18 protein-coding genes are annotated in these 24,415 nt (G+C 42.2%); 1 reads left to right on the forward strand and 17 read right to left on the reverse strand.

Features of this window, described 5'->3' with window-relative positions; all coding sequences use genetic code 11:
* Both Q0081_RS08530 and Q0081_RS08535 read right to left on the reverse strand, forming a co-directional pair.
* On the reverse strand, positions 1 to 1,359 hold the full coding sequence (locus tag Q0081_RS08530) for an AAA family ATPase (RefSeq protein ID WP_298351456.1): 1,359 nt from the start codon (positions 1,357 to 1,359) through the stop codon (positions 1 to 3).
* A 166-nt stretch (positions 1,360 to 1,525) separates the two neighbouring features.
* Positions 1,526 to 2,608 (reverse strand): Gfo/Idh/MocA family protein, encoded by a 1,083-nt coding sequence (locus Q0081_RS08535; protein ID WP_298351459.1) that lies wholly within the window; start codon positions 2,606 to 2,608, stop codon positions 1,526 to 1,528.
* 493 nt (positions 2,609 to 3,101) lie between these two features.
* Between Q0081_RS08535 and Q0081_RS08540 the strand changes: the two genes are divergently transcribed.
* Positions 3,102 to 3,611 carry a PAS domain-containing protein gene (locus tag Q0081_RS08540; protein WP_298351461.1) on the forward strand — a complete coding sequence of 170 codons (510 nt, stop codon included), beginning with the start codon at positions 3,102 to 3,104 and terminating at the stop codon, positions 3,609 to 3,611.
* A 40-nt stretch (positions 3,612 to 3,651) separates the two neighbouring features.
* Here Q0081_RS08540 and Q0081_RS08545 read toward each other — a convergent pair whose 3' ends face one another.
* The 15 genes from Q0081_RS08545 to Q0081_RS08615 form a co-directional block, all read right to left on the reverse strand.
* Positions 3,652 to 4,353, reverse strand: coding sequence for a hemerythrin (locus Q0081_RS08545; RefSeq protein WP_298351464.1), 702 nt, complete (start codon positions 4,351 to 4,353; stop codon positions 3,652 to 3,654).
* Between the two features lie 131 nt (positions 4,354 to 4,484).
* Positions 4,485 to 6,170: a hypothetical protein gene (locus Q0081_RS08550; RefSeq protein WP_298351466.1), complete on the reverse strand. Its 1,686-nt coding sequence runs from the start codon at positions 6,168 to 6,170 to the stop codon at positions 4,485 to 4,487.
* Entirely contained in the window at positions 6,171 to 8,390 is a 2,220-nt protein-coding gene (locus Q0081_RS08555; protein WP_298351469.1) for a DUF4175 family protein, read from the reverse strand.
* Positions 8,387 to 9,574: a BatA domain-containing protein gene (locus tag Q0081_RS08560; protein ID WP_298351472.1), complete on the reverse strand. Its 1,188-nt coding sequence runs from the start codon at positions 9,572 to 9,574 to the stop codon at positions 8,387 to 8,389. The genes Q0081_RS08555 and Q0081_RS08560 overlap by 4 nt, the downstream gene beginning before the upstream one ends.
* A gap of 53 nt (positions 9,575 to 9,627) precedes the next feature.
* On the reverse strand, positions 9,628 to 10,503 hold the full coding sequence (locus Q0081_RS08565; protein ID WP_298351475.1) for a DUF58 domain-containing protein: 876 nt from the start codon (positions 10,501 to 10,503) through the stop codon (positions 9,628 to 9,630).
* Between the two features lie 2 nt (positions 10,504 to 10,505).
* Positions 10,506 to 11,483 carry a MoxR family ATPase gene (locus Q0081_RS08570; protein ID WP_298351478.1) on the reverse strand — a complete coding sequence of 326 codons (978 nt, stop codon included), beginning with the start codon at positions 11,481 to 11,483 and terminating at the stop codon, positions 10,506 to 10,508.
* 3 nt (positions 11,484 to 11,486) lie between these two features.
* The gene (locus Q0081_RS08575; RefSeq protein WP_298351480.1) at positions 11,487 to 12,104 is read right to left on the reverse strand and encodes a DUF4159 domain-containing protein; all 618 of its coding nucleotides are present in this window, start codon (positions 12,102 to 12,104) and stop codon (positions 11,487 to 11,489) included.
* Positions 12,105 to 12,194: 90 nt separating this feature from the next.
* Positions 12,195 to 13,532: a TldD/PmbA family protein gene (locus Q0081_RS08580; RefSeq protein ID WP_298351482.1), complete on the reverse strand. Its 1,338-nt coding sequence runs from the start codon at positions 13,530 to 13,532 to the stop codon at positions 12,195 to 12,197.
* Positions 13,533 to 13,657: 125 nt separating this feature from the next.
* Positions 13,658 to 15,298, reverse strand: a complete 1,641-nt coding sequence (locus Q0081_RS08585; protein WP_298351484.1) for a TldD/PmbA family protein — start codon at positions 15,296 to 15,298, stop codon at positions 13,658 to 13,660.
* 310 nt (positions 15,299 to 15,608) lie between these two features.
* Positions 15,609 to 16,979: a TldD/PmbA family protein gene (locus tag Q0081_RS08590; RefSeq protein WP_298351486.1), complete on the reverse strand. Its 1,371-nt coding sequence runs from the start codon at positions 16,977 to 16,979 to the stop codon at positions 15,609 to 15,611.
* Positions 16,980 to 16,998: 19 nt separating this feature from the next.
* Positions 16,999 to 18,645 carry a TldD/PmbA family protein gene (locus Q0081_RS08595; RefSeq protein ID WP_298351488.1) on the reverse strand — a complete coding sequence of 549 codons (1,647 nt, stop codon included), beginning with the start codon at positions 18,643 to 18,645 and terminating at the stop codon, positions 16,999 to 17,001.
* A gap of 268 nt (positions 18,646 to 18,913) precedes the next feature.
* A complete protein-coding gene (locus tag Q0081_RS08600) occupies positions 18,914 to 19,504 on the reverse strand; it encodes a nucleotidyltransferase family protein (protein WP_298351490.1) in 591 nt (196 codons plus the stop codon).
* A 46-nt stretch (positions 19,505 to 19,550) separates the two neighbouring features.
* Positions 19,551 to 20,309, reverse strand: coding sequence for a tRNA pseudouridine(38-40) synthase TruA (gene truA / locus Q0081_RS08605; RefSeq protein WP_298351493.1), 759 nt, complete (start codon positions 20,307 to 20,309; stop codon positions 19,551 to 19,553).
* A 15-nt stretch (positions 20,310 to 20,324) separates the two neighbouring features.
* Positions 20,325 to 21,830, reverse strand: a complete 1,506-nt coding sequence (locus tag Q0081_RS08610) for a TolC family protein (protein WP_298351495.1) — start codon at positions 21,828 to 21,830, stop codon at positions 20,325 to 20,327.
* 231 nt (positions 21,831 to 22,061) lie between these two features.
* Positions 22,062 to 24,415 (reverse strand): efflux RND transporter permease subunit (locus tag Q0081_RS08615; RefSeq protein WP_298351496.1); only part of this gene is annotated, 2,354 nt, incomplete at its 5' end.

Here is a 24,415-nt window from a genome sequence, read left to right on the forward strand (position 1 = left end):
TCAGACATTTTCAGCAATAAGGCGATTATACAAAGCACTTGAAATTTTGTTCTGCTGGTTAATAACCTGATTAATGGTATCGGGTTGGATACCGTCAATAGGATCAATCACAATTTCTGATGCTTGAGCTGTTAAGTCTTCATTTCGATGAAATATATAAGCGCCTACTTCATCAGGGTTTAGGACCTCTTCAGTTTTATAGCCATAACGTTCCATGAGTTCTTTCGTTATTTCATCATCTTTATGACTTCCCATCAATAGTAAATGATTAAATTCCCTCAGTATATAATCACTATGGGTGCTTACAATCAATCGGATACCTCGATTGACAAGTTGGGTCAATATACGAGCCACTATGAGTTGATTATCAGGATGTAAATTAATTTCCGGTTCGTCAATAATAAGAGTATCGTTTATTTTAGCTTCATACTTCAAATAAAAGATTAAACTCGACAACGATTTTACTGTCGAACCTGCTAACTGAATAGATATTTCAATACTGTTTATATGCAAAAAAACATCACCTTTCTCTTTGGTATGCAATTCACCTCCCAAAATTTTCCCTTCCAATTCTAAAGCCAAATCTGCAAAATCAGACAATATATTATTATCAAACTTTGAAAGATTTTCCTGAGTGGAAATTGCATCATTAATTGATGATGGGTAATGATTAATATTATCTTGAACTGCTTTTATTATTTCATCGGGATTTTGAAATGTTGTAATCTTATTAGTAAGAAAAAAACGGCTATTGTAAATATCTTTACTAAATACAGCAACTCCTACTCTTTCAATAGGGAAAAATTTATAACTATATCTGGATCCATTAATGAGAAGTTTTGGTAATGCTTCAACAATTAAACGAGCAAAATTGACTTTAGACCTTTCTTCTAATTCATCTAAGATTGATAAATCTACTATTTTTTCACCTTTCTTTTTCTGAATATTAGCAACATTATTGTTAGATAAATAAACTGGTATATTAAAATTAACATTTAGAAGAAACTCCTCTGGCCAAAAAATCGAAAATTCTGTTTTAGAAAAGAAATCTTCTTTGACCCCATAATATACTGGCAAATTTTTCTTAAATTCATTTATTGAAAACACTCTAAATTTAACATCGTTTGCTAATTCTATAATATCAATCTTTGCCTTACCAATAGTTAATAGTGTTTTCTGCGATTCGTCAAGCAAATCATTTGTAAATTTATTTGGCGAAGTTTGTGACAACAATCCATAAATTGCATAAGAAAGATAGGTTTTTCCCGTGTTATTTTGTCCCGTAAACACAATGAGCTTCTTACTCAAGTCTATACGTGCTTCTTTCAGATTACCGAGATTTTTTACTTCAAAAATCATAATAAGAAAATTTTTATATAACAAAGCTACCTATTTCAGGTTAGACTTTTACTATCATTCAGCAAGGTATAAGTAAAATCATTACTTACCACTACCAAATTAATTGGCGGGCAAATTGAATAGAAAGGGGGTAAGTTGAAAGTCTTACCTCCTTTCTATTTTAAAATTACAAACGCACTACCTCACCGGAACGCACGGATTCATCGCAGGCAAAAGCAATTTGAAGACTGTTGACGGCGTCGGCCATGTGGTCGATAAGGTCCACATTTTCTGTAATGGCTTTCAGAAAATAACGCTGCTCGCGATTGCAAAGCTCCTGATGATTAGGCTCGTCGGTCAGGTTAATCCATTCATCTTCTTTTACAAAATTGTTATTTGCGTCCAAATCTGCGTGATGCAGGCGCAACGATTCTGTTTTGGTATGCGCATCCACATTGTCTGACTTTCCGCTTCCGCCCGCTTCTTTCGCCACAATCGAAACACACCCTTTAGGCCCGACTACATCTTTTACAAAAAAGGCGGTTTCGCTCATCATTGGTCCCCAACCTGCCTCGTACCAGCCCACCGAACCGTCTTCAAAACGAATTTGTAATTGACCGTAATTATAATTCCCGGCAGGAATTTCTTCGGTCATACGTGCACCAATGGCCGATACCCAAACGGGTTTGGAACGCGTCATTTGACACATGACATCAATGTAATGAACGCCGCAATCCACGATTGGACTCAGGCTTTTCATCAAATTGCGGTGTACATCCCACATATAGCCGTGGCTCTGTTGATTGAGATTCATCCTCATTACCAGCGGCTTACCCAGAGTTTGTGCCAATTCTACGAATTTTTCCCAAGACGGATGGTGCCGTAAAATATAACCAACCACTAATTTCTTATTTGCTTTTACAGCGGCGGCTACCACTCGTTTAGCCCCTTCTACGGTATCGGCAATTGGTTTTTCAATAAACACGTGACAACCGTGTTCAAACGCCATTACGGCAAATGCCTCGTGCGTATCGGGGTAAGTTGAAATACAAACCGCATCGGGCTGCGTAGCTTTCAATGCTTCCGCATAATCGGAATATAACGGATACCCACCGCCTAACTTTTCGTTTAAAACTTCTTTGCTTTTTCCAGTAGAAACAATGCCGCAAATTTCGAAGCCTTCGGTAGTATAATAGGCCGTTGCATGGGAAGCACCCATGTTTCCGCATCCAACGACCAGAACGCGCACAGGTTGATTAAGTGTTGACATAAATAGAGATGAAGAGGAAATGATTTTTACTGTAAAAGTACAATTAACCTATTTACCTACTACCATTTTACAAAAAAGGGCCACTCAATTATGGATAGAACCATTTAGTAACAAAAATCAAAAAGCACCTTGATAAAGTCATTTTTTGTTTGTAACTTCCTTAAAACCAAACGTTTTCGAAACCATGAACACAATTCAACGCATTGAAACTTGGGGCGATACGCACCACCTCGCTGCCAAGCGTACATTCGTAATGGGCTGATGCTCCACTGCCAAACTGATGTTTCCTAATAAGCCCCGCTTCAACAAAAAGTTCCTGACCAAGCCGTAGTATAGCCGCTTGTAAGTAAGAGTTTTGCCTATTTTTTTATCAAAACCAATAAACACTTTTAGAACAAATTATCATCTTTCCCTCTGCCATTCATTCTACTTGCTTAAGTTTTTTTAAACAATTAGCTCTAACGTATTGTAGTGTATACAAAACAGCAGTGCTATGTTTAATCTCCCTTTTTATAAAAGTTCTCAAGAATTCATCGGAAACAATCGAAATACGCCTTTACTGTGTTGGGATATAGCCAATCCTGCTTTAGGGAAAAGAATACAAATTGCGGAGGATGTATGTGAAGTTGAAAAACTACGTCTCCAACACAATTGGCAGTTAGCTATTAATTTGCAAAAATTACTTACCAACAATTTCACCTTAGTAGTTACTAATGTGAAAAAAGAAATTGTATGGGCTAGTCGGGGCTTTGAAGCGATGACACACTACTCATTGTCTGAATCAGTGGGCAGAAATCCAAGCTTTTTACAGGGAGAAAAGACCAACTTTAAAACAAAATTAGTAGTAAGAGAGAAACTTGCCAGTTTTGAAATGGTAGAAACAAAGCTTTTAAATTACCGAAAAGACGGTGAACCGTATTGGTGTCAGGTTAAAATCTACCCGATTCAGAATTCAGAAGGTGCTTTCACTCACTTTATAGCCGTAGAGAAAGAAACGGACTGACAGGCAACGTCAGTCCGTTTCTTTCTTAATCTAAAAGGCATTAGTTCAATCTTTTTTCCAATTCGATGGCCATCGGAACCAATACATAATCTTCGATTATCGCATGTTTTCGCAACTCTAATTCAAGGAAAGACACCTGATTGAGGAAAATTTTATAAGGTAACGGCATAGGATCATTTCCCGAATAGCGCGAAATAAGCTTACTTACTTCTTCCAATTCATCTTCAATCGGTGTATGAGCTTCTATGAATTTTTTGATACTGAAATCAGGATTTAAAGCCGTTTTTTTAGCTTCGGCAGACTCTTTGGAAGCCTCAATTAAGGTGCGAATATAGGGAAACAGATCCCGCTCTTCTAAGCGAATGTGTTCTATCAGATTGGTTTTGTAGTCGTTGAAAAAGTAGGCTAAACTCGCCAGAAGTTGGTGACTTTGGCCATATTTAATAAAAATATGAACTAATGACTGTTCAATTTCAGGCAGTTTTTTGGTGAGATAGTAACGGTGCGTAGCCTGTAAGTAATTGAGAATCTCTTCAATAGAGAATTTTTGCATTTTCTCAAATGGAAAATCCTCATCGTTGTTGTACAAATCCAAAATCAATTCTATCAGCTCAGGATTCATACCAATGGAATTACCCATTTTTTGGAAAGGTTTCCCATTGCTGTCGGACATAGCCTCAAAACGCTCAGTAACAATCTGATATACCTTTGAAGTATCAATAAAATCGTTCAATTCAGACATCTTTTTAAGATTGGATTAAGGTCAAATCTATCCATTAGCACCATTTAAAAATATGACCAAAATCATACAGGCATAGCTGTTGCCTTGAATTTCTTTTTTCTCAATTAACGGATAACGATTAACACAAGCCCTTAATACTTCAATTTAGGCTCAATCCATAAGCCAGTCAAACAAACAAGTAAGAGGGCAAACCATACCCAATCAGGCAATTGAACGGTTAACATTTGCTCAGAAACATTTGAAGGTAGGCTTTCAACTTGGGCATGAGCTATCAAGGTTTCTTTTATTTGCTTTGCTTTTGACAAAGGGCTTGATTCTTCTTCTACATACACTTCCAATGAATCCTGAAAAGGCTGCCAACCTGATTTTCTGAAGATATAATCTGCGGTTGCAGTTAGCGAATTCAGGCCTGATGTATGAAGTTGAGCGGTATCATTAGCAATTGATAACTCATTGATATTCTGAGAGAATTTATTTAAAACAAGTTTAGATTTCGTATCTTTCCACAAGGGTGCCTCAGCTTCAATATTTCCTTCCAAAGGCGGATTCAACTGCTGTAAAATGGTAGACCAAATTTTGCCGTATGCCAAACTGTCGCCGCTTAATTTCAATGAAAATGTTTCGTTCAGCAAACTTACCCCTACTCTGCCACCAACTTTTTGAACAGCCACTGGTAATCCCGTAACCCTGTTTTGGTTAATATTTTCTTCCAACTGAAAGGGTAAAGCAGTCACACCATTCCCGACGGGAAGGCTTTCTGCATTCGATATTTTCTTCACGCGCCATTTTGTACCGAGGGTTGCATTGATATTTTTTAAGGATTGCTCGGGGCTGGTAACGCTGAAAAAAAGCACGCTTTTCCCATCGGAAACCGCTTTTTTAACCAATGGATGAGCAACATTGGAGGGCTCAGTTATAATAATATCAGGGGTAAATGTTTTGCTTTTATCGAAACGATTAATGGATACTTTGCTTTGGGTATTTTTTGCAACGGTGGTGAGAATTTCAACGCGATTGCCGTTTTTACCCAGCAATTCTGCCAACGTTTTACTCTCAAAATCAGGATTTTCCAGAATAAAATAAACAGAAGAGATTTGAGACTTCCGGGAATAAAATTTTACTTTTTGTACCTCCTGATTTTCTAATTCCAGAGAAGTTTCAGTTCGACCAACCGCAAATGCGGGGAAACGCAACTGAAACGTTTGAAAACCTTTTGACAGAGAAAAGCTGTCCACTACTTGGCTACCATACTTGACTCTAAGCACCTTAGGTTCAGTCAGTTGAACCTTTCCTATCACTTCCTGAAACTCCCCCTTCCGTACTATGGCTTTCCAACGAATTTCCTGCAATTCATCGGGTTTAAATGAAGGTAGCCAATGGAGTTTTTTCTGACTTAATTGGCTCAATGTCCAAGCAGTAAAATCCTGTCCCAACAAATAAATACTGCCCAAACGGCTCACAAAACCGGGATCTTCCGAAGCCCGTCGGTTAAAGTCGTTGATGGTAAACGATTCGGTTATTTTCAGACTGTCTTTGGCTTTTTGAATCGTCTCAGCAGGAATATTCTCGCTGATAAGCAGTACTCGATTCGTATTGCCTGAAAATTTCCACTGTGGCTGAATAATAAACAATAATAAAACAACCCACAACAGAATAGTTAGCCCTAAACGAACCCTTAAACGGTACGCTGACAGCGATTTTACCCGTAAAATTGACCTAATTTGTACTGCTAACAAGATGGCCAAAGCTGCGTAAATCAGCCAATCAAGCGTTGTAAATGAAGAAAAAACCGTAAAGATGTTGTTATAAATAGCCATTTATTGCAAGTTTTTCCAAAACGCTTTTTCCAGTTTCTTCTCATTCGCATAAGAAGTATTGGAAGCATCTTTTTTATTGGGCAACGAACTGCCAATCAATTGATACAGCTTTGTTTTCAAGGTCATTTTTTCGGAATCTGAAAGGCTTTTATCACCGGCAATCTTTTGTAAAGAACTCAGAATCGACCAATTAAACACCTTACTGTTCATCACTTTATTGGTCAGATAACTACCCAATTCCAATACCTTTAGTTTTTGAATGCCTTTCAATTTTTGACCTTCCGCGTGATTCTCAACGATACCCAACACTTCCGCAACCAACCGTTCGGCCTGTTGTTGTGAATATACTTTTTCGCTAAAATAAGCCTCATTATAATTTTTCAGCTCACCCGTCAGCCGCTTTTCTTTTTCCTTAATCGGCGGCGGGTCGAAGCTTGTTTTTTTGACAAAGGTACGTGCTCTTTGCTGCGCTGATTTGAGGTATTCCAAGGCTTTTTTCTCAAAAGGAATGGCTTTTTCGGGTTCATACATCCGCAAATGCAACTCCGATTGCCACATTTGCTCCAATGCCATTTTTAACAACGCCCGAGTCGATTGCTCATAAAATGTATTGGCTTCGCCATCGTCGTGAGAGTGAACATATTCTTCCAAAATTGACGCTACCGGGTCTTTATCATCCGATTCTTTTTTACCTCCTCCGTGGTTGTGCCCCTCATGTCCACCCGATTCCACGCTTTCTTCTCCTTGGTCGTGGGCATGAACAAAGCCGTGCAGTAAGGCAAACCCCACCACGGCATCGCCTTGATTGTCTTTGGGTAAGGCATTTCCACCACCGATGGATGTCTCAAATTCTTCTCCTAAATATTGTCCGTAACGAAGCCGAAGCGCTTTTTGGTCAAACCCAATCTCGTTGGAGGTGCTGTTGAATTCTTTGGCCGAAATCTTGTTTCTTTTAGCTATAAGCTTTTCGGAATCAATGATGATTTGCCGTTGGCTTCTAAAATATTCGGGCAAAATATTCATGGCCATCGTCGCCAATTCTGCTTCCTCTACTTTGGAAGTATCTTTGTAAACGACAAAATAAGTATCTGATTTAGTGAAGTTTGGCTCAGGACGTTTGTTGTCAATCGCTGCCCAGTAATAATACAATTCATCTCCAGGGGCAAAATTAAGGGCTTTCAAATCAATGGTTTGAGCCACCTTTGTCTCTTTAAAATTGGCTTGAGCAATGGGCAATTTGATTTCTCTGAACTTCACATTTTCGCCCGAACCTCTCGCTACCGTAGCCACAATGAACGCCTGATTCACCAAAAAATCATCCGATATCTTGGCTGAAATGGGCAACTTTTTAGGGTCTTTGAGAAAATGGTATTGGTATAATTCCTTGGAAGCGGGTTCGATTTTGGGAGCTAAATCAGGAACAGCTTCCAGTCGATAATAGTCTGACTGATAGATCAATGAGTCTCTCCAATAGGCTTTAAAGCCATACAAACCCGAATTGTACAATTGGTCGGAGTATTCAAAGTGCTCTCCCACTTTTTTAAACGGTAGTTCTTCGCCTCGATTGTTGGTCAATTTTACTGCTAATTCGGACGAATGACTAAATTCCAATTGCCATTTTAGGCGCGAACCATTGATTGAGGAAACATTCAAATCTGACACGACCCGAACGGGCAATTTGGTGTAGGAAGGCGGTGTAATGGTTAATTGAGCAGAGGCAAATGAAGGAGTCGTTTCTTGATTTTGTACCATTTGTACTTTGCCCTCTTGCTGATTAGGATTCACTTGTTTCTCATTTTTCAGCAAAGGCAATCCATAACGCAGTGCCAGACAGACCAAAAACACCAATCCATACATCCATAATTTGGTCGGTAGCACCCAGGGCACTTTTTGTAATTGTATTTTCTGCAGTAAACGTTCTAACTGCAGTTGCTCGGCAATGTTCGGCTTTTCAACTTCCAGCAATTGAAGACTATATTCGGTATCGTGAATAGTTTGATGAATCAGTTGGATAGCTTCGGGGCGCTTGTTTTGAAAAAGACCCGTCAAATAAGCCCCGACAGCAAAGCCAACTACGGCCATGAGGGTAGATACCATCCAAGAAGATGCAAATGTCGAAACCAATAGCAATGCCGAAATCCCCGCCAAACCACACCTCACAAAAGCGCCGGCATACAGTTGGTAACTTACCCCATTGATAATTTTCTGTAGTTGATTCATGCGTTTTTTTGAATGGCTAACCAACGTTCAAGTCCAAGTGTAATCACAAAAAGCAATACTAATAACTTTGAAAACCAAGCTTCGTTCTCCGTATTTGTTTGTTTTTGAGCGCTTTCCGTTTTAAAAAGCGACTGCAACTGTTGCTGACTTAATGGTGTTTGCTTTGGATTTAATTCAAATTGTTGTACTACTAGTTCTCCTAAATACTCAGGTAATTGACCATTGGATACTTTTCCTTTTATGAGCGAAAAAGGAATTGTCTTTATTTTCTCAGAAAAGGCTTTAGCATCAAATGGTGTTTCTTCGTTCGTGAAAATCCAATTGTATTTTTTTCCGGAAGCCAATTTATCGTCAATGGAAAATTCGAGTTGGTAAATCTCATTTAGTGCCTTTAATGCCGCTGTAATGGTTTGTTTTTCAGCCTTATCTGCATTTTCCAACAATACATTTATTGCACCTCTATGTTCGGGTTGTGCTTCAAACTTTTCATTAGGCGGCGACGTAGGCGCTACCGTTAATTGATTGGCCGCGTTGACAAATAGCTTTCTTTTATCCGATAATTCGAGGTAAGGTCTAACCGTTTTTTGAGTTGAATCAATGACGGAATGTAAGCTAAACTTACTCGGCACAAAAATAGTGGAAACTTGGCTTAACGACTGATTATTAACCAAATAAAGCTCATACTGCGCTTTCCCAAATGGGTGGTTAAGTTCATACACTTTATTGATACAGGTTTGTAGCCCCCTCCCCGCTTCGGCGGACCGCCCCAATGGGGGAACAAAAGGTAATTTTGTTAGGTCTTCGACAGGAGTAATTTTATCATCAATCCAATAGGCTTTTTCGCCTTTGTTCAGAGCTTCTTCCAGTTCAAATCTATAATTACTGACTACTAACGAATTCGCCTGTACCAAGTGTATTTTTTGGTAAGCATCACTTCCCATTATCCCATTAATTATCGGTTTCGACAATAAAAAAACGAGCAAAAACAGTAATAGGCACCTGATTATCAACAATATAATATTATCTAATCGAATGCCTTTAGATTGTTGTAAGTCTTTTTCGGTAAGCCATTGTGTTGCTGCCCAATTCAATAATTGCCCCTTTTTTTGATGCCAAAAATGAAGTGCAATGGGAATTCCCACTGCCAAAGCGCCCCACAACATCAAAGGGTTTAAAAATTGCATTTATCTTATTCTTTTATGTTTCCTAAAGGACAGGACAATTCAAAATTTAATCTTTAAATTTTCCTCATTCTCAATGCTTCTGAAATCACCTGTGCAATAGGTTCATGTAAGGTAGTTCGAATCAAATGCACATGGGGTATCCGAAGAGCTTCGTCCAAATTTGCCAAATAGGATTGCGCTTTTTGCCTTACTTCTTCCCGAATTGCCAAAGCTTCCAATTCAATTTCTCTTCCCGTTTCTAAATCCTTAAATCGGTAAAAACCATTCAGATTAAAGCTCAACTCCTCTTCCCCAAGCACCTGAAAAATAAGCACTTCGCGACGCGGATTGGCTACACTCTGAATGAGTTTGAGCCATTCATCGCCCACTTGCAGAAAATCCGAAGCCAAGACGAATAGTTCTTTTTGCTTTTGTTGAAATTGCGGTTCGCCGCCCGCGGGAAATTTAGGATTTTCATTTTGCCAAACTCCCTTGGCTTCCGCTTTCTCCAATTCATACAAAATACGCTGAAACGACTGCTTTCCTGCGGGGACAAGTATCTCTAAATCACCATTTTGTAAACAATACAAACTCATTTGGTCGCTTTGGCGATAACCCAAATAAGCCAATGATGCCAATAAAATCTTGCAATAATTCAGCCGACTGACGCCTTTTTCTTCGTAATTCATCGACCCCGACAAATCTAGCACAAAACGAATATGAAAATTACTTTCCGTTGCTGATTCACGAACCAAATGCTTTTGCGTACGGGCATACAGTTTCCAGTCAATTCGTTTGGGGTCATCGCCAGGTTCGTAATGTCTATATTGCTCAAATTCAATCCCAATCCCTGACCGTTTACTGCCATGAATCCCCAACATGAGCTCTTCACTGACCAATTTGCCGGCGATTTGAAGATTATTCAGCTTGATAAGTTCCGTGGTAAGCATAATTAGCCTTTCAACAATTCTGCAACCACATCATCGGTCGTGATATTCTCTGCTTCCGCCCTGAAATTGAGGGAAATACGGTGGCGCAATACCGGATAAGCCAACGTTTGAATATCTTCAGGAATAACCGAAAACCGTTGGTTTAATACTGCCCTTGCTTTGGAACACAGAATCAACGCCTGCCCGGCCCGAGGGCCCGCCCCCCATCCGCACCATTTTTTCACATAGGCCGAAGAGGTAGTATCAGGCCGTGTAGACCTTACCAACTGATTTACCTTCACAATTAACTCCTCACTGATGTGGACTTGACGAGTCAATTTTTGCAAATCAATGATTTCTTTATCGGTAAGAATCGTTTGCAATTTTTGTGAGATAATCCCAGTCGTATTCTTCAAAACGTCTAATTCCTCCTGTTCTGAAGGATAGCCGAGTTTGATGTACAACAAAAAACGGTCCAGCTGTGCCTCAGGCAAGGGATACGTGCCGGCCTGTTCGATGGGATTTTGAGTGGCGATAATCAGGAAAGGGCGCGGCAAATCGTAGTTGATACCCGCGTAAGTCACCTTGTATTCCTGCATGGCTTCCAACAATGCCGCCTGCGTTTTGGGCGGGGTACGGTTGATTTCGTCCGCTAAAACAATGTTGGCAAAAATCGGTCCTTGGTTGAATTTAAAAAACTTTTTGCCCGTTTCGTGGTCTTCTTCCAAAATTTCGGTACCAATGATGTCGCTCGGCATCAAATCGGGCGTAAACTGTACCCGCTTGAATTTCATTTCGAGCGCTTCAGCCATGGTTTTCACCATGAGGGTTTTGGCCAAACCGGGAACTCCTTCTAATAAACAATGTCCGCCTGCCAGTAACGAAATCAGTATTTCGTTGATAACGTCCTGCTGTCCAACGATAACTTTGCCAATTTCTTTTTTAAGGTGCGGTAACTTAGCTACCAGTGATTTAAAGTGGGTTAGGTCTTGTGTTTCCAATTCTTAAACAGTGGTTAATGCGTAACTAATAATGTTTACTCCAAACTTGGTGTTGTCTTCGGCCAACCATCGCTTATTCCTAAAATCATAATCCCATTCGCAGCCGTAGTCTTTGTTACTGTACAACACTCCAATTCTGCCGTTGATTTGAATGGCTTTCAAATAATCATGGACCAAATCATCGCCCCATCCATTCAATTCAAAACTGGTTGTGGGCGGACCTTCAAAATGAAAGAATGAATGATAAATGGGATGAGTATTCGGAATTTTCTGTAAGGCTTTGGGGCTGAAAGTGCGGGCCATTTCCTGTTCAAATGACTTGGCAAACAAACCATCAATGTCATGATTGCAGTCATCCACAAACACAAACCCGCCATTTTCAACGTATTTTTTAAAATGGTCTCTTTCCTGACTTGAAAACTCGACCAACTTATGTCCGCTCAAATAGCAAAAAGGGCTGCTGAAAATCTCATTGCCAGTCAATTGTACGATTTTCTCCTTTTCATCAATGGGAATTGTGGTATACTCCACCAATGAGTTCAGGAGGTTGGAAGGCATCCGTTGGTCGGTGTCCCAATCTCCTGAAGCATATTGAATTCGAGTGAAAATAAATGGTCTCATAATTTGTGTGAACCTCATCCGGCAGCGGCCGACCACCCTAACCCCTCCTCCATGTTGGAGAAGGGGAATTACGATCACTGCTTAGTGGGATTAAACTGCGTCCGAAAGCGATGAAAACGTAAACTCCCTGATTTTCATTGGCGGCAGTACATAATTTTGATCTGACTCAGTGCTTACTACGCGCTCCGGTTTACCCAATGTTTCGAGGTTATTCAACATAATAATTGGGCTTTCGTTGAAGCGAAAATTTTTGATAGGGTACTTGATTTTTCCGTCTTCGATGTAAAACGTCCCGTCGCGGGTAAGCCCAGTGAGTAAAAGCGTTTGAGGGTCTACGGGGCGGATGTACCAAAGTTTGGTCACCAAAATACCTCGTTTGGTACTTTTAATCATTTCATCCAAGGTAGCTGTTCCGCCTTCCATAATCATGTTATTGGGATTCGGAACGGATTTCACACCCTTTTTCTGAGCCCAAAAACGTGAGTAGGAAAGATTTTTGACAACTCCTTTGTCAATCCATAACGTCTTTTTCTGCGGTTGTCCATCCCCTGACCAAGAAGCTGCGGGCAATTCGGGGTGGGTAGGGTCAGAATAAAACGTAACACGTTCATCTACAATCTTCTCGCCTAATTTAGTCTTTCCGCCAGGTTTACTGAAAAACGAACGACCTTCATCCGCACTGCGGGCATCCATGCCAAAAAAGATGTTTTCAAGCAGCACCGCCGCTGCCGTTGGTTCCAAAATCACGGTATATTTTCCAGGTTCCAAGGCTCTTGCACCTTTAGAACCTAACGATTTTTGAACGGCAATTTTTGTCGCTGCCGCCGTATCCAATTTACTGAAATCATTGTACCCCTTGGCTACATAACCTGACCCTGTTCCATCGTCGGTTCGAACCGTCAGAGAAAAGTTAACACTTGTATTGAGATAATACGCAAACAACCCTTTAGAATTCATCATGGCGGTATAACCTTTACGATCTTCTAAAAAGCCGGCCGCCGTTAATTTTTGATTCCTTGATATTTCGAGGCTTTTGGCCACTGCATCAGCCCGTCTATCGGGCGTAACGCTTGCCGTTGACTCAAAATAACCGCTGGATTTAATGTATTGCTGCGGCTCCAATACGCCCATATATTCAGGATTTTCGGGAGCAAGACGTGCTAATTCTTCGGAGCGACGAACTACTTTTTCGATAGAAGCATCGTCAAATTCGTCGATGGTGGCTACTCCTACTTTTTTACCAAACGCCGATTGAACCGCAATATTTTTATTGGTAAGTGCGCCACTTGTTGATACTTCATTGCGTGCATAGCGAAGATTTCCTCGGTATTCTCCCGAAAGATTTACTTCACATTCATCTGCTTTAGAAAAGCTCAAAACCTTTGTTAGCAAGGCTTTCGCTTCTGCTTCAGTTAATATAACTGCCATTTGTTTCTTCGAGATTAAAGTTTTTGTTGGATTGTCGATTGTCGATTGCCGATGTTCGACGGGGCCACCCGCGCGTTGTCAATATCTAAATCGACAATTGGCCATTGGAAATCGAACATTAAAAATTAAATCTTACGAGCGGTATTGATGACATTTACGCCGTTAAAACGAGCCGTCGAACTTCCGTGGGAAACGGCACTTACCTGTTGCGGCTGTCCTTTTCCGTCAAAGAAAGAACCGCCTAAACGATAATCGCGCTCGTCACAGACTTTCACACATGAATTCCAGAACTCCTGCGTGTTGGATTGATACGCCACATCTTTGAGCATACCCGCAATCTGACCATCCTTAATTTCGTAATACAATTGTCCCCCAAACTGGAAGTTATATCGCTGTTGATCAATCGAAAATGAACCGTCTCCAATAATATAGATTCCTTTTTTCACATCCTTAATCATCTCGCTGACCGAAAGCGGTGTTTTGCCCGCCGCCAGAGAAACGTTAGCCATGCGTTGAAACTGTACCGAACTCCAACTGTCTGCATAACAGCAACCTTGCGATTCTTTTTCTCCAATGATATGCACTTGGTCACGAATGGCCTGGTAGTTGACCAACGTTCCCTCTTTTACCAAATCCCACTTTTTGGTTTCTACTCCTTCATCGTCCCAACCTACTGCCCCCAATGAACCTACTTGGGTTTTATCGGCAAACAGGTTTACCTCTTTGCTGCCATAATTGAAGTTCTTACTTTGCCATTTGTCCAAGGTTGCAAAGCTCGTCCCTGCAAAATTAGCTTCATAACCCAACACTCGATCCAATTCCAATGGGTGACCTACAGATTCGTGAATGGTCAACCAAAGGTGGGAAGGGTCGAGTACCAAATCGTATTTCCCCGCTTCCACCGATTTAGCGGCCAATTTTTCTTTGGTTTGTTTGGCCGCCGATATTACATCTTCTAACATGTCATATCCCTTGTTGTAGCGGGTGGTAATGCCCGTTACTTTGTCTTTGGGATTCACTTGCAGGTACTCATAGCCCATTCCGACGGGTGCGCTCAGGGATTGGCGTGTTTCAAACTTTCCCGTTTTTGGGTCAATGGTAGTTACGGCAAAAATGGGCCAAATGCGATGGATGTCCTGATCAATGTAAGAGCCGTCGGAAGAAGCAAAATACTTTTGTTCGTTTACCATAAACAGCACCGAATTCACGTAATTCGCCCCATTTTTCAAAGCGGCATCGTTGACCCCCAAAAGCAAATCCACTTTTTCTTTGATTGGAATTTCAAAGGCATTTTTCTGAATAGGCGCTTTCCAACTTACTTCGCCGTACCCTTTCTGAGGTGCCAATTGAACCGGTTGTTTCATCAATCGGGCATTGGCTTTGGCAATAGCCACGGCTTCTTCGGCTGCTTTGGCGGTATCGGCTTCGCTTTTGGCATCCACTACAGCGGCAAATCCCCAACAGCCGTTGGCAATGACCCGCACCCCTACTCCATACGATTCGGTGTTGACGATGTTTTGTACTTTGTCTTCGCGCGTAACAACAAATTGCTGTAAATAACGCCCGATGCGCACATCGGTGTAAGTAGCTCCTTTGGACTTGGCTGCATTAAGAGCCGCATCTGCCAGACGTTTTTTGAGAGCAACATCAATGCCGCTTTCCAAAAGGGCTTCCTGAGAAACATAGTTTCCCACGATGGGGACATTGGGCAACATCATTGCACCAAATCCCATGCCCGATAATTGCATAAAATCTCTTCTTTTCAAGGCTAATTCAGTTTATAGTTGGTTGTATGGGTAATTAATAGTTTCGATTGCAGAATGCCAATTGTCGATTTTAAAACAAACTTTCCGAATGAATTCGGAAAGTTTGTTTTTCCCTGACGAGCAAAATTCCTGATAAATATAGTCTTATTTCTCCCCTGGTCAGGGGGATTTTGATAAACGGCAAGGAAAAGTGAAAAGGTTAGGGTGTAAAGGTTAAAGTGACAAGGTCTGACTATCATCTGACCTTGTCACGGGTAATAACTTAATCAACTCCCCCCTACACTTTACACCTTCACCTTTACACTACTGATTAGACTGCGTCTGACAAACTTGTAAAGGTGAAATCCCTGATTTTCAGCGGAGGAATCATGTTACCATTGACGCGTGTAGGAATTCCCATCGCTTCTAAATTGTTCAACATGATGACCGGACTCTCGTTAAAACGGAAGTTTTTGACAGGGAATTTGATTTGACCGTTCTCAATGTAAAAAGTCCCGTCGCGGGTCAGACCCGTGTAAAGTTGTGTTTGAGGATCTACAGCACGGATGTACCAAAAGCGAGTCACTAAAATTCCTTTTTCGGTGCTTTTTATAAGGTCGGCCAATGATTGAGTTCCTCCCTGCATAATAAAACCCTGTGGTGACGGTACGCCTTTCACCCCTTGTTTTTGAGCCCAATAGCGCGAATACGCCATATTTTTGACCACTCCTTTATCAACCCAAATCGTTTTTTCCTGCGGACGGCCTTCACCCGAAGCACCACCGCCGCCACCTCCACCGCCGCCGCCTGCTCTTCCTCTTGGCGTATCAAAACCGGCTTTTGGAATATCTGGATGCGTAGGATCAGAGTAAATAGTTACCCGTTCGTCAAAAAGTTTTTCACCCAAACGAGTTCCTCCCCCTTTTTTACTTAAAAAGCTTCGGCCTTCGTCTGCGCTGCGGGCATCAATGCTGCGCATCATGTTTTGAATCAGATCAAGCGCCGCCGTAGGTTCAAGAATGACGGTGTATTTTCCCGGTTCAATGGCTTTCGCAGTAACCGATGCCATCGCCTTTTGCATGGCAATCTCCGTGGCTGATTTGGCGTTCAATTTAGACGTATCGTTAAAATCGCGGGCTACGTAACCGGAGCCGCTTCCATCGGCGGTTCTTACCGTCACCGAAAAATCGACTGACGTAGATTTGTTATACCCAAAAAGCCCTTTGCTGTTGCCCATGGCCACAAATTCGGTCGTATCTTCCAAATATCCTGCGGCCGTTAAGTTCTTCTTTTTACAGGGGTCAATGCTGTCAAAAGCAACCTGAGCGCGATAAGCCGGGTCAATATTTGCCGTACTTTGGACAAAAGTGGGACTCTCTGAATAAGTCTGTGGCTCCAACATTGGCATATATTCAGGATTTTCAGGGGCGAGCTTAGCAATTTCTTCCGCTCTCCGAACCGTTTTTTCCAACGATTGCTCATCAAACTCATTGATGGTAGAAGACCCTGAACGTTTGCCAAATACCGCCGTCACTGCCAGAGCCAAGTCGTACGACTCACCACTGGTAGAAACTGTGTTACGTGCATAGCGGATGTTTCCTGTACGGCTGCCCGTCAGAATCACGCTCATTTCGTCGGCTTTTGAAAACGCCAACACCTTATCTATTATCTTTTTAGCTTCTTCTTTCGTTAAAATAGCCATTGTTGATGTCGTTTTTTAGTTATCCGATGTTTCTGCCGGTGTTGATGACGTTGACTCCGTTGAAGCGAGTGGTTGCACTTCCGTGTGAGACAGCACTTACCTGAGAAGGTTGCCCTTTTCCGTCGAAAAACGACCCAAAGGTGCGGTAATCATCTTTGTCACAAATCTGCGCGCAAGAGTTCCAAAACTCTTGGGTGTTTGACTGATAGGCTACGTCGTCCAACATACCTACGATTTCTCCGTTTTTGATTTCGTAAAACAACTGCCCGCCAAATTGGAAGTTATACCGCTGTTGGTCAATTGAATACGACCCCCGACCGATGATGTAAATTCCTTTGTCAACACCCTTAATCATTTCCATGACATTCAATTTGTCTTTACCCGGGCGCAGCGAAACATTGGGCATTCGTTGAAACTGTACCGAATTCCAGTTGTCAGCATAACAACAACCGTGGGATGCTGTCTCGCCCAAAATATTGACTTGGTCGCGCGTAGCTTGATAGTTTACCAAAATACCGTCTTTGATCAAATCCCATTCTTTGCAGGGAACCCCTTCGTCGTCATAACCAACCGTGCCCAGCGTATGAGGTTGAATTTTATCGGCTACAATGTTTACCTGCTTACTGCCATAGTTGAAACTCTTTGTTTTCCATTTATCCAAAGTCGCAAAGCTTGTTCCTGCGTAGTTGGCCTCGTAACCCAAAACGCGATCCAGCTCCGTAGGGTGACCTACCGACTCGTGGATGGTTAATCCTAAGTGATTGGGGTCCAGTACCAGGTCATATTTACCCGGCAACACAGACTTAGCGGTCATTTTCTCTTTGGCTTGTTTGGAGGCTGTAATGGCATCTTCGACCATGTCGTACGAATTACGATAGCCTACCAATCCATTGGGCCCGGCGATTTTTTCGCTTGCCAAACCATCCAAATACTCATATCCCATTCCCATGGGCGAGCTGATAGCGTCGCGGCTTTTAAACTTACCAGCCTGCTTATTTACCGCGGTTACGGTAAAAGTTGGCCAAATGCGGTGAATATCCTGATCAATATACGAACCATCGGTAGAAGCGAAATATTTTTGTTCGTTGACAAAAAACAGGTTGGAAGTGACAAACCCAGCTCCGTTTTTCATCGCTTCCCCGTTCACTTTCATCAACAAATCAATCTTTTCCTGAATGGGAATTTGGAAAGCGTTCTTTTGGATGGGTGTTTTCCAAACCACTTCTCCTACTCCTTTTTGAGGTGCCAATACGACCGGCTCCGTCTGGATTTTCGAGTTAGCTTTGGCAATGGCAACGGCCGTTTCGGCACATTTGGCAATCCCGGCCTCACTCACATCACTCGTTGCAGAAAACCCCCACGTGCCGTTTGCAATTACACGGATACCTACGCCGTACGATTCCGCATTGACGATGTTTTGCACCCGAGTTTCACGTGTGAATAAATACTGTTGGAGGTAGCGGCCAATGCGCACATCGGTGTAGGTAGCTCCTTTCGACTTCGCTACGTTGAGAGCAACGTCGGCCAGTTTTTTCTTCATGGCAGCGTCGGCTTTGGGTTCGAGCATCTGTTCAATAGATACTGCGTGACCTAAGACGGGAATGGATGCTCCAATCACAGCGCCTAGCCCCATGCCCGACGACCGGATAAAATCCCTTCTTTTCATACTTGGTTTAGTTTATTGATGATTAGGTTATTAATTTTCGAGATGCAAAATATTCGGTCCCGCAACGACGGACGGCACGGGCCGCCCCGCGTGCCGATGCGGCGTCTCTACGTTATTTCTCAAAAATAGAAAAAAATCAAACGAACACCTGTATTCAGCGACAAATCTGCTTTTTAAAGCGACTTTATTGTGAGGAGACCGGATTTTACAATACAACATTTCGGTAATTGTATGTAATGACGCAATAATTACGTCTCTACCTATTATATTATCCCTTTTGAAAGATCTCATAATCTTCCCGGGTATCCAAATCTATACTGCCTGCTTCAAAAGAAATCAGGTGGGTTTCGTCTAAGTGACTCATCAATAATGGCTTTGCTCCTTTATCACCGGTAAGCGTAAGCAATTCTTCAAATAAAGTACGGTCAAACAATGCAGGAACGCCCACTTGTTCACCGTATTTGCATGCGACGATAGGTGGCTTTTTTTTCTGATAAATCTCTACCATTCGATCCAACAACGATACAGATAAATAGGGCTGATCGCACACCAACATGATAACTGCTTTTACGTCTTTATAAGTCATATACATCCCCGCCATCCCCATTTTGACCGACGCCGACATCCCTTCATGCCACATGGGATTATCTATGACAGTCAGAGGAAGGTCAATGATTTCGGGCGCTATTTGAGTTTTATTTGCCCCAATCACCAATACTACCGGATAACAGTCGGTTGCCAATGCCACCTCCGCTGTACGACGAATCAGACTCTTTCCATCAATGTCCAATAATTGTTTTGGCGAGCCCATTCGCTTGGATTCACCCGCCGCTAAAATGATAATTCCGATATTATTCAATGGCTTTTTATGTTTTGGTTAGTGTTTCATTTTTGCCGCCAACTGCTTATTCCGGCCTGCTTACTATTTTCTCCCATTCATATCCGACTTCCGTCAGAAATAACCCACACGCAGGAGCTTGAGCACCCGCATTTTTACGATTTTTGGACAATATAATTTGTTCAAATTGCACTATGGTCATTCGTCCTCGTCCAATTTCCAACAACGTTCCTACAATGGCTCGTACCATTCCCCTCAGAAATCGATTGGCTTTGATGTAAAAAGTGAGACCATTCGGAGTTTCCTGCCAATAAGCATATTCAATTTGGCACAAAAAAGTCTTCACTTCTGTGTGTATTTTACTAAAACACTCAAAATCAGTATACTCCAGCAACAATTCAGCCGCTTCATTCATCTTGTTCATGTCCAATGCGGGTCGAAAGTGGTAAGCCAAATCGGGGAGAAATGGGTTCTTTTGTCGAATCATCCGATACTCATAACAGCGATGCGTAGCTGCAAACCGAGAATGAATATCATTTTCTACAGCTATCAGTTGTTTGACAGCTATGTCTTGGGGCAAAACACTGTTAAGACCCAGAATAAGACGTTCCATAGAGGCGATTTCTGATTGCCAATCAAGGTGGGCAAATTGCTGTTCGGCATGAACTCCCGCATCGGTACGGCTGCTTCCTACAATTTCAACGGATTGACGAAACAGGACTCCAAACGCTTTTTCTAATTCTTCCTGAATAGTAGGCGCATTCGGCTGCTTCTGCCAGCCGTGAAAATGGGTTCCTTTATAACTCAGTTCTATAAAATAACGCATCCTGCAAAGATAAACTCAGAAACGCTCTACCTCATAAGTTATTTTTTCGTTTCGGCTAAAATCAAAAAGCGTTAATCGGCGTAAGGTATAAAAGGAAGTCCAATAGGTTTTTAGCACATTCACAAAATTCTGCCGGGCCTGTACCGTTTCGTTGAGGGCAATGTTAAGGTCAGTGGTTGATATTTTCCCTAAAAGATACCGTTGCTTCGTAATCTCTAAACGACGATGCGCAATAGTATCCGCTTTTTGGGCAACCATCAATTGACTGTTTTGCTGATTAAAACGTAAGGCTTGCAAATAAATCTCCTGTTCAAAATTGATTTCCTCCTGCTTTACAGTCACTTCTACCAATTCGCGGTTGGCTTTTGCCAATTTAATTTGTGATTTGCGATACCCCCAATCCTGAATCGGAACGTCTATATTTACCCCCACGTACTGTCGGCTTTGTAAATTGCTGTAGGAATCTCCCAAGCGGGCAGCCGTTTGTTGCGTTCCGACGTTGGCAATCACCCCCAAATTAATACTATTAGCTCCTTTGGCCTCCGCAATCTGTCGGTCGGCTTCTAAGCGTTGATTTTTAAAGTCAACCAATGCTTTTCGATTGTTTTTTGCTTCGATCAATGCCACTTCAGGCGAAATGGTCAGAGCGGGAATTGGGGGCGGAATGGTATAAACAAGTTGCTCAGTTAAGGGCAAGCCCAAAATCCGTTTCAAATTTTGGGACGCAATTTCCAGATTTACTTTCGCTTCGTTGACCTGATTTTGGGCATTGAGCGTATTGAGTTCCAATTGGAGAAGTTCATTTTCTGTGAGTTTTCCAATCGAAAAGCGTTCTTTAGAAATTTTGTAAAGTGTATCCGTATTAGCTTGGTTGGTTTGTGAAATTTCGACCGCCACCTGCACCGTCAGTCCTTCAAAAAACAATCCTACGGCTTTTAGACCCGTTTCTTCTAAGTCTTCCATGTAACCTCGTTGAGCGGTTTCAAAAGTCAATGGTTCAATGAGTTTTCGCCATTTAAGCTCATTGTAGAGCAGCGAGCTTTGGTCATAAGAAAGTGTAAAAGGAGAAGAAAGAAAATAACTGGCCTGCCCCGCTAAAAAATTATCAGTTCGCTGCAATGCCGTCCCAAAACGCAGCTGCCCGCCCGTTAATCCTACGTTTTGAACCACATTGATGCCCACAGAATTATTCGCCTGATTGACTTTCCTGAATTCGATGGAACCGTCGGGTTGAGTAACGGGATTGATGGAACGAAAAAAAGTAGGCACACTCGCACTGAGGCGGATTTGGGGCTTAAATCGTGCCTTAAAATTCTGATACCGCCAATAGCTGCGCTCGTACGTGTTTTTGGCTCGGAAATAATACGGCGAATTTGTTTTAGCCAATTCGACCGCTTCCTCCAGGGTGAGGGTTCGCGGTTGGGCATGAAGGGTGTGCCAAAGCAAAAAAAGAAAGGTACTTATCAAGGCACGATTGACTACGTGGAATACGGATAAAACATCCGTTAAAATCGCTCTCATCTGTGTAGTATTTTTAAATACAATAATTTTAAAATTCACGCAAAGCAGCAAAGTGTTTATTGTCAATCATTTTCAAATGAACTCATCGCACATCGCACAGGTGACTCCTCTTCTAATGAACACATTTACTCAAAAAAGTACGTAAAATCAGTTTTCATCATTGATGACGTAAATAGTTGCTAATTATCACATTTTCAAATTATCAAATTATAAATTATCAAATTATCAAATTTACTTAGCTTTCAACAAAAAACAAGGTAAAAATACCACCAATACCACCAACGACATCAGCAATCCGCCAATGGTTCCTACCCCCAAAGCAAACCAGAAAGGTTCGTTTTCGTAAAGTAAAAACGGTATCAATCCCACCACCGTGGAGACAACCGTAAGCCATATTGGAATGATTTTATGTCGAAAAGCAAGAAGGTATAAATCAAATAAACTCATTTCAGGATAATGCTTCCGCAGGGTGTTCCATTCGGCAATGATAAAAATACCCGCACAGACCACATTGCCCGCCAACAGCACAAAGGACGCATAACCGCCTTGGTCGAAGTTGTAATCAAACCAATAAAAAGCCAAAAACACCCCGACGTACGACAACGGAATCATACCAATTAAGGCCAACGGCTGTAACAAACTCTCAAAAATGACCGCGCAAACGATGTAAATCAGGACCATTACCAGCCCAATCAGTTCGTATTGCTTGCGGGTTTCTTCATTGAACCAATTGTATTCCGATTTTTTGACCGTATAACCCACGGGCAGCGTAGGGCGAAATTCATCCAGCGTTTTGGTCAAAAATTTATCACCGAAATGCCCGCTGCCAAAATACTCAAAACTCACCATCCGCACGTATTGCTGGTCTTCTTTGAAAATCTCGGGAATGACTTTCTCTTTGGTAATCGTTGCCAACGAATTGAGTTTATAGGAAACCGATTCCGATTGAAACGGCTGATGGTTGAGTTGATATACGTCAAAGGTTTGCGCTTGCCTCGGTATCACCTTGATGGATTCGTATTGGCCATTCATAAACGTATACAAATCAGCGTTCGGACGACTGGAGCGTTGATGAAGCCCTTTGTATATACCTGACAGTGTAGTATTTCGCAGGGCCAACGCGCTGTTTTGGGTTTGGAGGGCGTATTCGTACAAATTTTTGTTGCTGAATAGGCCCATCCCTCGGTTAATATTCACCTCCTGAATGCGGGGATGCGGCGCTTCCAGCAGCGTTTTGAGGCGGGTGGCTTGGCCTTCCAACTGTTGGTAATTATAGCCCAACATGCGTACGTTAAAACTCGGTGTTTGGTTTTCTTCCAACGACTGACTGAAGCCCTGCCCAACGCCGTAAATATTCCAACTAATGCCGCTCATTTCGGTGGAAAGGGCAATGGTGCGGTTTTTGAGTTGGTACGGAAACGAGCCGTCTTCGTGGTTTTTTTTAAAATAAACCACCATGCTGCCCTGCTGACCATTGTAAATTTGCGTGATAAACCGATCTACTTCGGGGTAAGATTTCAGCTCATTTTCGAGCCGTTCAAAGACCAAATTCATTTGTTCGATTGTGCTGTTGTTAGGCAATTCGGCCACTACGTATAAGGCTGTCCGTTCAGGTTTGCCAAAATAAGCCCCTTCATACACATAATTGACAAAAAGGCGCAGGGTTCCGCCCAGCCATTTATTCAAAACAGGACGTATTTCGTCGTTAAACCACTCATTTTCAAAGAGAGGATTGTAGTAAGTAGCCAACGAATTGTCTTTCTCTAACTGATTGGGCAACAAAAAGATAGGGGTACCAAAAAGCAAAACTCCTGCCAAAATGACCGTCTTGCGAAAACGTAACAAAAGGCGTAAAATAGCCCTGTAAATAACCTCACCCCAACCCTCTCCTTTCTGGAGAGGGAGTAGCTTATTCCCCTCTCCAGAAAGGAGAGGGGGTAGGGGTGAGGTTGACATCAACGGAGGGATAAATCCCACCGCTACCGCCAACGAAACCCCCAACGTAATGACCATCACTACCGCAAAATCAAGCAAGTCAACGCGGGCTTCGTCGGGCAAAAACCAAATAACAGCCAAGCCCGCGCAGGTGGTAAGGGTAGCGCCCAACAGCGCCGCAAACACCTTCAGATCCCGATAACGACGGTAGTGTTCTATCATCACAATGACGTTGTCGATGATGATGCCCAACGACGTTGTAAGTGCTGCCAATGAATATAGATGAATCTCTACCTGGAACACATAAAACAGGATCACCGACAGCAACAAACACACTGCCATACTCACCCCGATCAAAGCCAGGTAACGCCAGCTACGCATGGTCAATAACACAAACAAAAACAGAATCAATACTGCAAAACCCGACTGAATACCAATGCGTTGCAGGTTTTCTTCGATGTATTGGGTGGCATCGTATTCGGTGCGAAGTTGGTAGCCGGCGGGTAGTTTTTTTTGGAGTTCGGCGAGGCGTTTTCGGACTTCCTGGGCTACCTTGAGTTGATTGGCCCCTGCCGCCGCCGACACCGTGAGATTGAGGGCATTTTGGCCGTTAACGCGGTAAAACGACGTAGCAGGCTGTTCTTGGCGGG

The sequence above is a fragment of the Runella sp. genome (assembly GCF_027484545.1).
GTDB lineage: Bacteria > Bacteroidota > Bacteroidia > Cytophagales > Spirosomataceae > Runella.